Below are 14,164 nucleotides of genomic sequence, written 5' to 3'. Positions count from 1 at the left end.
TCGTTAGAACGTTAGTGTAGAAAACTCAATTGGCATTTCAACCATTATTTTACCTTTCGACAATAACTCTATCGGCGGTATAGGTAAGGGCTCTGCGCGTTTGAGTACTCTTTGTGCTTCTCTATCTAAAGAGCGCACGCCACTACTGAGAATTAGTTCACTCGATATGACATAACCTTGTTCATCAACAATAAAGCGTACTTTAGAAATACCGGTTCTACCTTTGCTTTTTGCTTCTTCAGGATAGGCTTTATAGCGATTAAGATGCCCTTTTGTTTTAGCTTGCCATAATGCTAATGCGTTTTCTGAACTATCTGAATCGCTGTCATAATTTGCACTAACATCATTAGATTGCTGTTTCGCCGCGGAGCGACTGCTTGAAGGTGCTGATTGGCTAGACACATTTTCACTCATAATCGGTGCAGGTTTTACAGGAGAGGTAACAGGAGTTACTTTAGCAGTTTGCTCTACATTGACTCTTTTTTTCGGTTTTTCGAGTAAAATATCCGCATTTTCATTCACAATCAGATCGGGCTGTTTTTCAGCAACATCTTGCTCTACCTTTTTTTGGCTTGCCACCGCCAGTTGTTGATCAACTCCTACAACCTGTTTTTCATCACTGAGCGCTTGTACATTTTCACTTAAGCTCATCATTACAGCTAATTCGGGCTCTTGTATAAATATCTTATTCTCTTTATTTAAATAAAAATAAGCCATAACAAAAACAGCATGTACACCGATAGCCAAAATTAAGGCTTTAGAACTAAAAAGCTGAAATTTTGGCATTTGATCCATACAAGAAGAAATAAACATATTCGTGTTATCAATAAATTAAGGTAATGCGACAGGTGTTGTCCAAAGATAATCGGCATGAACTGAAGTAACATCACTTCCCTCTTCCGCCATTATCACAACAGTCACGTTTTCATTCGGTGCTAAATCAGCAACATGTAAAGGTACGCCCATTACTTTTGTAGCATGAAAAGATCCCGCAATTAAAAGTGCAGGTGTCGGAGCATCTAATAAACTTTTAGCCATTGCACGATCACGCAATTGCTGGATAACAGTCATTTTTTCTGCTTGTATTTTATCAAGCTCACCACCATGAGAAAGCTCGATTGTTTTTTGAATAAGTTGGCGAACGGATGTATCAATTGAATGCACACCATCAATAATAGGAGGATTTTTATACGCACTAGATATTTCACTGCGATCAATATTGGCGGCTAATAAAGGATAATCGGCGCTTAGTCCTGCTTTAACAATATTGCCATACCATTTCCAAGGCCAGCCTGAATTCCATTTTAATGCAGCCATTAATCGCTCATCACGTAAGTATTCAGAGCCTGAATAACGTTTCTTTGTATTATCAACTAATGATTGCTGGCTTGGTGTTAGCATCTCAAGTAAAACTGAGCCTTGTGGTCGTTTTTTAGGCAACTCTGTCATCAACCAATATTCAATATCATGATGATAAGCATTGTCATGTTTTTCACCAATAATCACACGTGATTGACTTGCCAATCGTGTTAACAGTGTTTCTGCCGTGATGGATTGCCCAGTCTGAGTATCAATGATATTTGCCGACTGAATAATTGCCAGATCTACGGGTGATGCAGGTTGTTTTTCTATTACATGACATGCTGAAAGACTAATTAATGAAACTAGTAGTAAGATCCTTTTTGATATTGAGAAAAACATAATCATCCCATTAGTTATATATACTTATTTTAATTGGACAAATAGGTTAATGCCATTACTAATAATTATCAATATCATTCTTATATTAATTTGCATTTAATGCTTTTATGACTATTTTAAGGACACAAAAAAAGCGCCTGATAAAAGGCGCTTTATAGATGTAACTATCTAATTAGTAAAATTAGTTTTGAGATTGTGCCTGAGCTTCAACAACAGCTAATGCCACCATATTCACGATACGACGTACTGACGCAATTGGTGTCAAAATGTGAGCAGGTTTAGCAACACCCATTAATACTGGCCCTACTGTTACACCATCAGAGCTAGTTACACGTAATAAGTTATAGCTAATACGTGCAGCTTCCATTGTTGGCATAACTAACAGGTTTGCGGAGCCTTTTAATGGGCTATCAGGCATCACATCACGGCGAATAGACTCTACTAATGCCGCATCTGCGTGCATTTCACCGTCAATTTCTAATTCAGGTGCGCGTTGTTTGATTATCTCTAATGCTTTTCTGAGTTTGATTGAAGATGGGCTATCGAATGAACCGAAGCTCGAACGAGAAACTAGCGCTGCTTTTGGTTCACTACCAAATCGACGGATAGTATCAGCAGCCATAATCGTTATATCGGCTAGTTGTTCTGCGGTTGGATCTTCATTAACGTAAGTATCTGTAATAAAAGTGTTACCACTTGGCAATAACAGTGCGTTCATTGCGCCAGCCGTTTCCATTCCTTCACGTAAGCCGAACACATTTTTATAGACTTCAAAATGTTCAGAATAGCTACCTACTGTACCGCAAATCAGGCCATCCGCTTCGCCTCGGCGAACCATAATGGCACCAATCAGTGTTGGATTACCAATCATTGCACGGCGAGCTTGCTCTTGTGATACACCACGACGTTTCATGATTTGGTGATATTCTTGCCAGTACTCTTTGAAACGTGGATCATTTTCATTATTCACCACTTCAAAGTCTTTACCAGCTTTAATATGTAAACCCAATTTCTGAATACGCATTTCAATCACACTAGGACGACCAATTAAGATTGGTGTGGCTAACCCTAATGTTACTAGCTCTTGTGTTGCATGTAGTACGCGGTTTTCTTCCCCTTCTGCTAACACAATACGTTTTTTCTCTTTTTTCGCTTGAGAGAAAATAGGTTTCATAAATAAGTTCGTTTTATAAACAAACTCATTAAGGTGTTCGATATAAACAGAGAAGTCTTCAATTGGACGTGTCGCAACACCAGAATCCATCGCTGCTTTTGCAACTGCCGGTGCAATTTTCACAATCAAACGTGGATCAAATGGTTTTGGAATAATGTATTCAGGGCCAAAAGAGAGCTCCTGATCACCATAAGCAGAAGCAACTTCTTCGTTTTGTTCTGCTAACGCTAATTCTGCAATAGCATGAACACAGGCGAGTTTCATTTCCTCATTAATTGTAGTCGCACCAACGTCTAATGCGCCACGGAAAATGAATGGGAAACACAATACGTTATTAACCTGGTTTGGGTAGTCAGAACGTCCTGTGCAGATAATCGCATCTGAACGTACTGCTTTTGCTAGCGGTGGTAAAATTTCAGGCTCTGGGTTTGCAAGCGCGAGAATAAGAGGGTCGCGTGCCATTTTTTTGACCATTTCTTGCGTTAATACGCCCGGCCCTGAACAACCTAAAAAGATGTCGGCATTATTAATAACATCATCTAATGTACGAGTACCGTTATCTTCAATCGCATAAGCCGCTTTAGTTTCTGCCATATTGGCTTCACGACCGCGGTAGATAACCCCTTTAGAGTCACATACAGTGATGTTTTCGCGTGTTAACCCTAAAGCAACCAATAAGTTCATACATGCAATAGATGCGGCACCGGCTCCTGATACCACTAATTTTACTTTGCTGATCTCTTTTTTAATAATACGTAAGCCATTGAGAATAGCGGCTGTAGAAATAATCGCTGTACCATGCTGATCATCATGGAATACAGGAATGTTCATTTTCTCGCGCAGTTTTTTCTCAATATAGAAACACTCTGGGGCTTTAATGTCTTCAAGGTTAATACCACCAAATGTTGGCTCTAATGATGCAATAATATCAACGAGTTTATCAGGATCTGTCTCATTAACTTCGATGTCAAAAACATCAATGCCAGAAAACTTCTTAAACAAAACGCCTTTACCTTCCATCACAGGCTTACCTGCTAAGGCACCGATATTTCCAAGTCCAAGTACTGCAGTACCATTTGAAATCACTGCGACAAGGTTGCCTTTGGCTGTGTAGCGATAAGCGGCAAGAGGATCGGCTGCAATTTCTAAACAAGGAGCGGCGACACCCGGTGAATAAGCTAATGCTAAATCACGTTGAGTTATGAGTGATTTTGTCGGTGTTACTGTGATTTTGCCTGGTACGGGAAATTCATGAAAATCTAGAGCGCTTTGTTTTAATTTGTCTTCCATCTTCATATCCTTTGTATCAATAGGGTAAGGGCTTCGTTAGTATAATGGTAATGGAGCGTTAAATCATGACGGCTCCGACACTTTTTTCAAATTAGTAAACGAGATCCATTATAAACCATTAATACCTAATTATAGGTATATTATTAACGCTATTTAATTTCATCTGTGTAATAAACTCGAACAGAAAAAAGACAATATTTGTTTATTATTTACCAGATATTAAATTAACATTTAAAATAATTAAATTTTTTATATAGTTTAAAAAAACAATAACTATTTTCACTTGTTGATTATTTTTAAAATAGCCTCACCTCCGCACAACTCATTGTAACTATAAGGATTTTATAGAATTAGATTTTTTGTTAGTCTTTTTGGTTATTTTCTTTTTTACCCGTAACAATAATTGGTGTAATATTGCCAACCGTCAATTTTATTTTCTTATTCTTTTAATAAGATGTCTGATTCTAATTTTTATTCCTCATTTGGAATTTACTTTTTTATTTTCTGCTATTGGAAAGATTACACACATTATTATTTTTTTTTAGGGAGAGGGGTTATGCCTAGCTACTCAATTATGATAGTGGATGATCACCCTATCATGAGATATGGATTACGGCTATTGTTAGAAAAAGACAAGGATTTTGTCGTAGTAAGCGAAAGTGGCAATGCTCAAGAGGCTGTAACCGCTGCAAAACAATTGAATCCAGACTTAATTATGATGGATTTAAATCTACAAGGGCGTTCAGGTATTGATATTATTCGAACACTTCGCCGCTCTGGTTTAACATCTTATGTTCTTGTTTTATCCGTTTCTGATTCACGTAATGATGTTTATGCTGCGTTGGATGCAGGCGCAAACGGTTATCTTTTAAAAGAGTGTGAGTTAGACATGCTATTACTTAGCCTACGCAAAGCAGCTGTTGGGCATCCAGTTTATAGCGAGCGAGTGTGGCAATATATTCAGCTTAGACAAAACTATTCAGATCCACTTTCAGCGTTGACTAAAAGAGAGTTGGATGTTCTTCATGAAGTGTCTGCTGGAATGAAAAATAAGCAAATTGCTGAGAATTTATTTATTTCTGAAGAAACAGTGAAAGTTCACATTCGTAATATTTTAAAGAAACTGCAAGTCACTTCTCGTTTAGCTGCCAGCCTTATTCTTATTAAGCATCAGCACTAAACGTTTTACCCCGACACTAGGTCGGGGTAATAAGATATATCGTTTTAATATTTCACTTAAGACTGCATTAAGTCATTTATTACTCAATAGGTACTGGATAACTCAATACTTTAAAATGATTATCAGGTAGTTTTTCGATATTTAACTGATACAGCTCTCGGTTTATCCCATTAATCACAATATCAAGTTCGCTAAAAGCAGATTGTATTTCTTCATTGGTTGCCCATGAAGGAATACCTTTCACTCCATAATAGAAATAAATTTTACTTTTACCTGAGCCTATTGGCTGAATTTCTTTTATCTGACTAATGAAAAGATGACCATAACAGAAGTCTTGATAAGGTTGCCAAGCTTTGCGCCCTTTTTCACTAAGATTGAACACCCACTCTTCTCCATTTGCGGTTTGTTCAATCAATCCTGCTTCGACTAATGCATGCATTCTTTCTAATACCCAAGGTGCATCATCTTCATTGCTGTACACAGGCCATTTCCCTTCGCCCAAACACAATAAATAATCACTGTTAAAAAAAGCCTCTAAGGCTATTTTATACTCATCAACTTTTGAACTGTTTTTTTCTTCGTCTGCCCAGCTAAAAGAAGAGAGTAAAAGCAATATAAGACTCAGTGAAATACTTTTCATATTTTCTTTTACCAACGGAAATCTTTATTCGTATTTGTATTACTCTACGCTACACAATTCGTTACACTAACGTGACAGTTTAATATCCGATATATTTTATAATGTAAATAGGATTTTTCACTACAACAAAAGCTGTTATTTTGGAATTGTATAACACTCATTCACATCAATACTAATATTACGTATTGTCATATAAGGAAAATATCATGTCCACGACAAACCTGACATATACCATGTACGGCATAAAAAATTGCGATACCATCAAAAAAGCGCGTAAATGGTTAGATGATAATCATATTCCTTACGCGTTTCATGATTACCGCAAAGAGGGTTTGACGGAAGCATTATTACGCACCTTTACAGAAAATTTAGATTGGCAGACACTTGTGAATAAAAGAGGAACAACTTGGCGTCAATTATCCGATGAAGAAAAGAACGCAATCAATGATGTTACCTCAGCAATTTCACTTATGTTAGATAAACCAGCCATTATTAAACGTCCTATTCTTGTATCATCTGACAACCGTTTTATTGTTGGTTTTGATACCAATGATTATTCGACCTTTACAGGAGCCTAATTTTTATGTCCTGCCCTGTTATTGAGCTTGCACAACAACTGATTTCGCGTCCATCAATCAGCCCTGATGATCAAGGTTGTCAGCAATTGATTATTGATAGGCTTGCCCCTCTTGGTTTTACTATTGAAAGAATGCCTTTTGGTGAAACTGAAAATCTCTGGGCTTGCCGTGGTGGTGAAGGTGAAACGCTGGCTTTTGCTGGCCATACTGATGTTGTACCAACAGGTGATCCTAATTTATGGGATAACCCACCTTTTGAACCGTCTATTCGTGATGGTATGTTATATGGGCGCGGAGCGGCAGATATGAAAGGCTCGCTTGCTGCCATGATTGTAGCAGCTGAGCGCTTTGTTGGCTCTTATCCTGATCACCGTGGGCGACTCGCTTTTTTAATTACATCAGATGAAGAAGCTAAAGCCGCAGATGGTACGATTAAGGTCGTACAATCATTAATATCACGTGGCGAACGCCTTGATTATTGCCTTGTGGGTGAACCTTCAAGCCAACATCATTTAGGTGATATGGTAAAAAATGGTCGTCGAGGCTCAATAACAGCAAATTTAATTATTCAAGGTGTGCAAGGTCATGTCGCTTATCCTCACCTTGCAGAAAATCCTATTCATCTTGCCTCTCCTTTTATCCAAGAACTTGTTAATACGGTTTGGGATGAAGGCAATGAGTTTTTCCCAGCCACCACTATGCAAATTGCCAATATTCATGCAGGTACAGGCAGTAATAATGTGATCCCCGGTGAGCTGTTTATTCAATTTAATTTCCGCTTTAGTACCGCAATTACGGATGATGAAATTCGTCAACGCACAGAAGCGTTATTACAAAAGCACCAACTTCGCTACCAATTAGAATGGTCGTTATCTGGTCAGCCTTTTATTACTGGGCAAGGCAAATTACTTGAAGCAGTACGCTACTCAGTTAAGCATTACACCAATTTAGAGCCAGAACTCTCCACCAGTGGAGGCACTTCTGATGGCAGATTTATCGCCCAAATGGGAGCACAAGTTGTCGAATTAGGCCCCGTTAATGCAACAATCCATAAAGTTAATGAGTGTGTTAATGCAGCCGATTTACAACAACTTAGCCGAATTTATCAGCGGGTTATGGAGCAACTTATTTTATGATAACGCCTTTAATGCTAACGGGCCGTTCTACCGATCATTTAGTCACTTTATCCGGTCAGCATCGCTTACAATTTAATGCCACTAAGGCTTTTTTAGCATTACAGCAACAAGCCACAAAAGCAGGCTTTAAATTAATGCCAGCTAGCTCTTTTCGTGATTTCAATCGCCAATTAGCGATATGGAATGGAAAGTTTGAAGACAGTCGCCCTGTTTTAGATGCACAAAGCCAGCCTATGGATATTCATGCATTATCAGAAGGTGAACGCTGTCTCGCTATTTTAAAATGGTCAGCCTTGCCCGGTGCAAGTCGCCATCATTGGGGTACTGAGATTGATATTTACGATCCTTTTCGCTTACCTGAAGGTCAATCATTACAATTAGAACCTTGGGAATATGAAGAAGGTGGCTATTTTGCAGAACTTAATGAATGGTTAACAGAGAATATGTCAGCGTATGATTTTTATCGCCCTTTTACTCATAAAGAGAGCGATATTGCTTATGAACCTTGGCATATTAGTTACTGGCCTCTTTCTCATGAAGCTTCGCTTGCTTACACACCTGATATTCTAAAATCGGTGTTAGAAGAAGAAAATATTTATGGTAAACAGTGGCTACTAGCTAATCTTGATGAAATATTTGCACGTTACATTGTTTTGCCTGAATAACGTTATTTTTCACATGGGGCTTCTTGTTGATCGTTAACGGGAAGTCTCCACATAAATATCAACAAACACACTAAGATTATTAGCAATAATATTCTGACCCAAAGCATAGACACTAACCACAGTGAAATCGCAAAGGTAATTAAGATCACTAAGATGGCTTTAGGTTTTGCCCCTTTAGGCATAGCGCGATAAGTTTGCCAATATCGTAAATAAGGGCCAAACCAAGAGCGATAAAGTAACCAATAATGGAAACGCTTTGACGAACGAGAAAAACACCATGCGGCTAGTAATAAGAAAGGTGTAGTAGGTAATACAGGTAAAATCACCCCTAATGTGGCTAATCCCACACATAACCAACCTGCTATAATCAATAATATCCGTTTCATGCTGTGCTTTTCCAACTCATGCTTTATTGCGTTATTTTATAGAGTAAATAAAAAAGATCCTCATTCTCAACAACAATTTTAAAATAGAAGGCTTATTTATGCACTGGCTTGCTGACTATTGGTGGGTAATCATAATTCTTTTAGTAGGAATTATTATTAACGCTATTAAAGATATGAATAAAATCGATCCCAAGCAATTTCTTAAAAATAAGCGCAAGTTACCACCACATCGTGATTTTAATGATAAATGGGATGATGAAGATGATTGGCCTAAACAAAATCAAAACAAGAAGGATGAGAATAAGTAGCTAACCCCTGTTGATAACACGATGTTAACTGAGCATCTTTTTCAGCCATTAATTGCGCGCATTGCTCTCTTAATTGCTTAGTTAAGGCTTTTTTTCCTAATAAAGAAAACTCAGTCACACACTGCTCAACTGACTTTTTGTCTACAAAAAAAGCCTCTAATAACGGATAGTGTTGCTCATAACCCACCAAAAAGTTAGCAACACTCTCATAAACAGTAAGGGCTGGTCGATGAGCAAATGCAAAACCCGCCATCATTAACCAGTCGTCTTGTGGTGTAGCAATATGACTTGGTATTAACTTATCCGCTAAACAGAGTTTCGTTTGCTGTTCTATCTGCGGATATTGCAAAGCAAAAGCGCGTAAAGAAGAGTGCAATAACTGTTTGCCTTTTTCTGTTAATGGATAAATCGCCATTGCGGCATAACATCCACTGCTCGCCTCTTTATGTACTCCTAATCGCACTATTTGAAAGCCACATTGCATCCAAAATCGCGCCAACACCTCAGTGTAACCAAAGCTTACAGAAAGATAATCAATAGTCTGTTTTTGGCTTTCTTTTACAATATTAGCAATTAAAGTTGCAGCAATTTTTTGACGTCGATATTGAGGCAAAACAGCAATGCGGCTAATACGCAATGAATTCAAACACATTGCATCAGGTGTTAAACCATAAGTTACTAATGATTGAGCAACCAGATTACCTCTAGGCCTACGAGTCCCTAGCCAGACATCATGAGCGAGGTCGAAAGATAGCCCACCTTCTTCAATACACCACACAGCACCCACGATTTTTTTATTAATGGATGCTGACCAATAACGCTGCTTTTGACCATCGAGTAAACGTCGTAGATCAAGTGGCGTTGTTCGATAATGCGCACTAGTGAGCAATTGATAAAAATCATGTAGTTGTGAAATGTTATTGTGCCAATTTCCTTGGATCTGGTGGATATCGACCTCACCTTGTTGCTGGCGTTTAAAATCATACTCAAACTCATCAAGCAATAACAATTGATTAAGCCAATTTTCTAATGGGCAATCTTTAGCCCAACGAATGGGCGTTTGTAATTGAAGTGTACGTAAATTAGGAATGTTATCTCCTAACTTCAGCATAAAACCACGCCCTGTTCCCTCATAACCTTGCACTGTGGTTGTCATTAATACATGAGGGAAATAACCACAAAGTGCTTCTAGTTGTGCAATAGGTAGAGAAGCAGCCTCATCAATAATCAGCCAATCACTTTGAATTTCGTTATTTATGCATAGCGCTAATAAATTATCTGGAGAATAAAATGAAATGACTTTATTGGTGTGTGAAAATAAAACATCTGTACTATTTTTAGCTGGCGCACATACCAGTACATTTCCCTGATATCGCTCAATAAACATTCCTGCCAGCGCTGACTTCCCTCTGCCTCTTGGTGCAATAACACTCCAAACACCGGATGTCGATGAGAGTAAACTATCTAAAATCGCTTGCTGCTCTGCGGTCGGTTTACCTTCTGGAAGCGCCCAAAGCTTAGTTTTTTCAATCAATGAGGGGAATTGAAATGGCTTTGATTGTTGCCAGACAATCCCTTGAACATTACCTAAAGTAATATTTTTTAGCCATGCCATAAAATTTGGTGTTGAAAGTACGCCTTGAGCATCATTCCAGCGCTGACTATCGTTATCGATATAACTATCCCAGCTTTCAATATTAGGTAAACACAAAATCAATAAACTACCTGCTTTTAATGTGCCCGTTAACATGGCTAAAGCATCAGTATTAAATCCCTCATTGGCATCAAAAATAGCATGTAAAAACTCACGCCCTAGCAGGCGAATAGCTTGTTCAGGCAAAATAGCATGGGGTTGATTGGAAGAAATTGTGACCCAGTCTCCTTGGCATAATTGAGTAATTTGCTGGATCTGCGTCATTTGCCATGTAGGATCACCCGCTAGTAGCAATAACTGACGTTGCCCTAATTGGGCTAACTTTTGCTGATATTGATGTAAATAGGAAACTGGCACAGCTAGGATTTACCGATTAACAATGAAAGAATACCGGCTGCAATTAATGGCCCCACAGGCACACCTCGGAAAAGTGCTACACCAATGACGGTTCCCACTAATAAGCCAGCAACTGTTGAAGGCTGGTTATTCATTAAAGAAACACCTCGTGCACCTAGCCAAGAAACCGCGATACCTATTGCAATCGCTAACAATGATTTCCAGTTTAAAAATGAGTTAAGAACTTCTTGCCCTGAAATACGCCCCGTTGCAATGGGTGTCATTACTCCAATAGTCAAAATTAAGATCCCGATGGTCATGCCATATTTTTCAACAACAGGAAAATATTGATTTAGAGGCGTGATTTTAATCACTAGCAAAGCAAGCATTGCTAACGTTACAGTCATATTATGACTAATAATGCCAAGTCCGGCGAGAACCAGCAAAATTAATAGTGAGGGATCAACGTTACTCATGTTTGTTCCTAAGCCTTTCTCTTTATAGCGTTAATTGTCTTTTATTTATTGGCGAATGGTATTAGTTCAAAGACGAAGAAGCAAATGTATCGCAAGATTTGATATTGCCACTGTTATAGCCACGCATAAACCAAGTTTTACGTTGCTCTGCAGTACCGTGTGTAAAGCTATCAGGTACGGCATAACCTTGTTGCTGTTTCTGTAATTTGTCATCACCGATCGCTTGCGCCGTTTTAATCGCTGTTAATAAATCGCTTTCATCAATACGACCTTCACCTGCAATAAAGTGTCCCCACATTCCAGCAAAACAGTCTGCTTGCAGTTCTAATTTTACGGATAAACGATTCGCTTCTGCTTTTGAGCGTGCCATTTGCTGCTTTTCACGCATTTGATTAGTAATACCTAATAAATGCTGAACATGGTGCCCTACTTCATGCGAAATCACATAACCTTGAGCAAATTCACCGCCGCCACCTAGGCTATGTTTCATTTCATTATAAAAAGAGAGATCAAGATAAATTTTTCTATCCGCAGGGCAATAAAAAGGCCCCATTATTTTTGTACCTGTGCCGCATTGCGTTGTGGTGCTATTGGTATATAAAACAAGTTTAGGATAGCTATATTGTTTGCCCGCTTGTGCAAAAATAGTTTGCCAAAAATCTTCCGTACTAGCTAAAACAACGCTACTAAAATCTGCTGCTTCATTATAAAGGGCACTTTGTTGTTCGCTTCGTTGTGGTGCTTGGTTGGTTTCACCAGTTAATGAGTTAAGATCAAATCCCATAAAACTGGCTATCACTAAAATAATAATAACCACAAATCCGTATTTAGTGCGTAATAAAAGTGTAATTAATCCTAATGGAAGATTACCACCGCCTGATGCGGAGGAAGATTGCCCTCTTCTATCTTCAACATTGTCACTTCTTCGGCGATCATTCCAACGCATAACTTATCCCCACAGTTTAAATAGACGACTTTAGCTTTATTATGAACAAATTTGTTACTTGATTTGAGATAATAACAAAAAATTGCAATCTCTATTCCCTATTTTTTGAGAACAAGATAATAGAGACTATTAGAGAAAATAACTCAACACATCCTAGTCATTTCATAATAGAATTCTTATTTCTTACCTTTGTGTTTTTTCTTCACTAATAAATAGATAATTTAATGACTCGAACTCAACGTTTACTCACTTTATTGCAGATTTTAAAAGAAAATCGCTATCCGATAACGGCAGAAGCGCTAGCAGATAAATTGCAAATTAGTGTCAGATCTATTTATCGTGATATTGAATCTTTGCGTAATCAAGGTGCTGAAATCACGGGGGAAGCTGGTATAGGTTATCAACTAAAATCAGGCTTACTCCTGCCACCATTAACCTTTGATATTAATGAACTTGAAGCGCTTGTTTTAGGCCTACGTTGGGTAGAAAGTCATACAGATAAAGAATTAAGTCACTCGGCATTACGGGCAATTAATAAAATCAATGCAGTGGTAACAACACAGTACCAAACCTTACTTGAACAAAACACATTATTTGTTCCCACTAACCGAATTATTGAAGTTAATCATACCATTGCTAAAGATATGCGTTTTAGTTTACGCGAAGAAAAGAAAGCAAAAATAGATTATCAGGATGCCCAAAAAAATTAAGCACTCGGATTATTTGGCCTATTGCTGTAGGTTATTTTCAAGATCCTCAGGTTATTGCAGCATGGTGTGAATTACGCCAAAGCTATCGCCATTTTAGGCTTGATCGTATTATCTCTTATGAAGTCTTAGGTGATAATTTGCCTTACCCAAAAAGCTATTTATTCTCACGTTGGAAAAAAGAGATATTGAAAGAGACTCCTGACAAGAATTGACACACGATTTGGATAATATCTTCCTTGCTGTTCTTAGCTTAGCTATTTCAGTTTAAACAATATCATATTAATCAACACAGTAAGGAAACATTATGAGTGAGCTTATTCTTTATACTAATGCAATGTCTCGTGGTAACACAGCTGAGCTTTTCTTAAAAATATTAGATGTGTCTTATCAGCGTGTTGAATTAGAATATGGCGAACCTATGCGTACCCCTGAATATCTTGCTATTAATCCAATGGCAAAAGTTCCGGCATTAGTTGATGGTGAAATCGTCGTTACAGAGACAGCAGCAATTTGTGCTTATTTAGCAGACAAGTTTATTGAAAAAGGATTTGCTCCTGCCCTTAATTCACCTGAGCGCGCTGCTTATTATCGTTGGTTCTTTTTTACCACAGGCCCTATTGAAGCGGCATTCACCGTAAAAGAGCTTGGTATTAAACTTAATGAAGAGCAGCAAAAATCATCTGGTTTTGGTTCTTTTGAACGCACTTTTCATTGCTTAGAAACGGGCTTAGCCAGCGCTAAACCTTATCTTTGTGGTAAAAATATGATGGCCGTTGATGTGTATGTGGGCTATTTCCTTATATTTTTATGCAAGTATGCATTTATCCAACCTACACCACTGATTAACCAATATATTGATAGCCTTGCGCTTAATAAAGAAATTAAACAATTATTAGAAAGCTTAGATTTACGATAAATTTTCTTATTATTGAATATCATTCAATTAAGCTATCGCTATAGTTACTTGTTTAATACATTCTATTT

Annotated in this window: 14 protein-coding genes and 1 pseudogene; 7 read left to right on the top strand and 8 right to left on the bottom strand. The window is 38.0% G+C overall.

The window, feature by feature from the left end; all coding sequences use genetic code 11:
* Positions 1-3: 3 nt before the first annotated feature.
* From GWJ01_RS18425 to maeB, 3 genes are all read right to left on the bottom strand, one after another.
* The gene (locus GWJ01_RS18425; protein WP_227003121.1) at positions 4-786 is read right to left on the bottom strand and encodes an energy transducer TonB family protein; all 783 of its coding nucleotides are present in this window, start codon (positions 784-786) and stop codon (positions 4-6) included.
* Positions 787-831: 45 nt separating this feature from the next.
* Positions 832-1,701 (bottom strand): ChaN family lipoprotein, encoded by an 870-nt coding sequence (locus GWJ01_RS18420; RefSeq protein ID WP_161711447.1) that lies wholly within the window; start codon positions 1,699-1,701, stop codon positions 832-834.
* A 181-nt stretch (positions 1,702-1,882) separates the two neighbouring features.
* Positions 1,883-4,165: an NADP-dependent oxaloacetate-decarboxylating malate dehydrogenase gene (gene maeB / locus GWJ01_RS18415; RefSeq protein ID WP_161711446.1), complete on the bottom strand. Its 2,283-nt coding sequence runs from the start codon at positions 4,163-4,165 to the stop codon at positions 1,883-1,885.
* Between the two features lie 556 nt (positions 4,166-4,721).
* Here maeB and GWJ01_RS18410 point away from each other — a divergent pair.
* Complete coding sequence (locus GWJ01_RS18410; RefSeq protein WP_075671862.1) at positions 4,722-5,345, top strand: response regulator; 624 nt, start codon at positions 4,722-4,724, stop codon at positions 5,343-5,345.
* Between the two features lie 79 nt (positions 5,346-5,424).
* On the opposite strand, the gene GWJ01_RS18405 is transcribed toward GWJ01_RS18410, so the two are convergent.
* Positions 5,425-5,985, bottom strand: coding sequence for a hypothetical protein (locus tag GWJ01_RS18405; RefSeq protein ID WP_098942509.1), 561 nt, complete (start codon positions 5,983-5,985; stop codon positions 5,425-5,427).
* A 206-nt stretch (positions 5,986-6,191) separates the two neighbouring features.
* On the opposite strand from GWJ01_RS18405, the gene GWJ01_RS18400 reads away from it, so the two are divergent.
* From GWJ01_RS18400 to GWJ01_RS18390, 3 genes are read left to right on the top strand one after another with little or no spacing between them, the layout of a single operon-like run.
* On the top strand, positions 6,192-6,563 hold the full coding sequence (locus GWJ01_RS18400) for an ArsC family reductase (RefSeq protein ID WP_109393972.1): 372 nt from the start codon (positions 6,192-6,194) through the stop codon (positions 6,561-6,563).
* Positions 6,564-6,568: 5 nt separating this feature from the next.
* Positions 6,569-7,699, top strand: coding sequence for a succinyl-diaminopimelate desuccinylase (gene dapE, locus GWJ01_RS18395; RefSeq protein ID WP_161711445.1), 1,131 nt, complete (start codon positions 6,569-6,571; stop codon positions 7,697-7,699).
* Positions 7,696-8,364, top strand: coding sequence for a M15 family metallopeptidase (locus GWJ01_RS18390; RefSeq protein ID WP_161711444.1), 669 nt, complete (start codon positions 7,696-7,698; stop codon positions 8,362-8,364). The genes dapE and GWJ01_RS18390 overlap by 4 nt, the downstream gene beginning before the upstream one ends.
* A gap of 2 nt (positions 8,365-8,366) precedes the next feature.
* Here the strand turns inward: GWJ01_RS18390 and GWJ01_RS18385 are convergent, their stop codons facing one another.
* Positions 8,367-8,750 (bottom strand): DUF454 family protein, encoded by a 384-nt coding sequence (locus tag GWJ01_RS18385; protein ID WP_109393975.1) that lies wholly within the window; start codon positions 8,748-8,750, stop codon positions 8,367-8,369.
* A 98-nt stretch (positions 8,751-8,848) separates the two neighbouring features.
* Between GWJ01_RS18385 and GWJ01_RS18380 the strand changes: the two genes are divergently transcribed.
* Positions 8,849-9,058, top strand: a complete 210-nt coding sequence (locus tag GWJ01_RS18380; RefSeq protein ID WP_109393976.1) for a YpfN family protein — start codon at positions 8,849-8,851, stop codon at positions 9,056-9,058.
* Here the strand turns inward: GWJ01_RS18380 and GWJ01_RS18375 are convergent.
* From GWJ01_RS18375 to ypfJ, 3 genes are all read right to left on the bottom strand, one after another.
* Positions 9,021-11,069: a GNAT family N-acetyltransferase gene (locus GWJ01_RS18375; protein WP_161711443.1), complete on the bottom strand. Its 2,049-nt coding sequence runs from the start codon at positions 11,067-11,069 to the stop codon at positions 9,021-9,023. The two genes, GWJ01_RS18380 and GWJ01_RS18375, sit on opposite strands and share 38 nt — an antisense overlap.
* 2 nt (positions 11,070-11,071) lie before the next feature.
* Positions 11,072-11,524: a DUF441 domain-containing protein gene (locus GWJ01_RS18370; RefSeq protein WP_006533030.1), complete on the bottom strand. Its 453-nt coding sequence runs from the start codon at positions 11,522-11,524 to the stop codon at positions 11,072-11,074.
* 61 nt (positions 11,525-11,585) lie between these two features.
* A complete protein-coding gene (gene ypfJ, locus GWJ01_RS18365) occupies positions 11,586-12,470 on the bottom strand; it encodes a KPN_02809 family neutral zinc metallopeptidase (protein WP_109401728.1) in 885 nt (294 codons plus the stop codon).
* Positions 12,471-12,694: 224 nt separating this feature from the next.
* Here ypfJ and GWJ01_RS18360 point away from each other — a divergent pair.
* Positions 12,695-13,392: pseudogene (locus GWJ01_RS18360) on the top strand (helix-turn-helix transcriptional regulator).
* Positions 13,393-13,484: 92 nt separating this feature from the next.
* Positions 13,485-14,096, top strand: coding sequence for a glutathione S-transferase family protein (locus GWJ01_RS18355; RefSeq protein ID WP_109401727.1), 612 nt, complete (start codon positions 13,485-13,487; stop codon positions 14,094-14,096).
* The last annotated feature ends 68 nt before the right edge of the window (positions 14,097-14,164 follow it).

It is taken from the genome of Proteus sp. G2618, assembly GCF_009915995.1.
Classification (GTDB): Bacteria; Pseudomonadota; Gammaproteobacteria; order Enterobacterales; family Enterobacteriaceae; genus Proteus; species Proteus terrae.
This window is presented reverse-complemented; position numbering and strand designations above follow the sequence as displayed.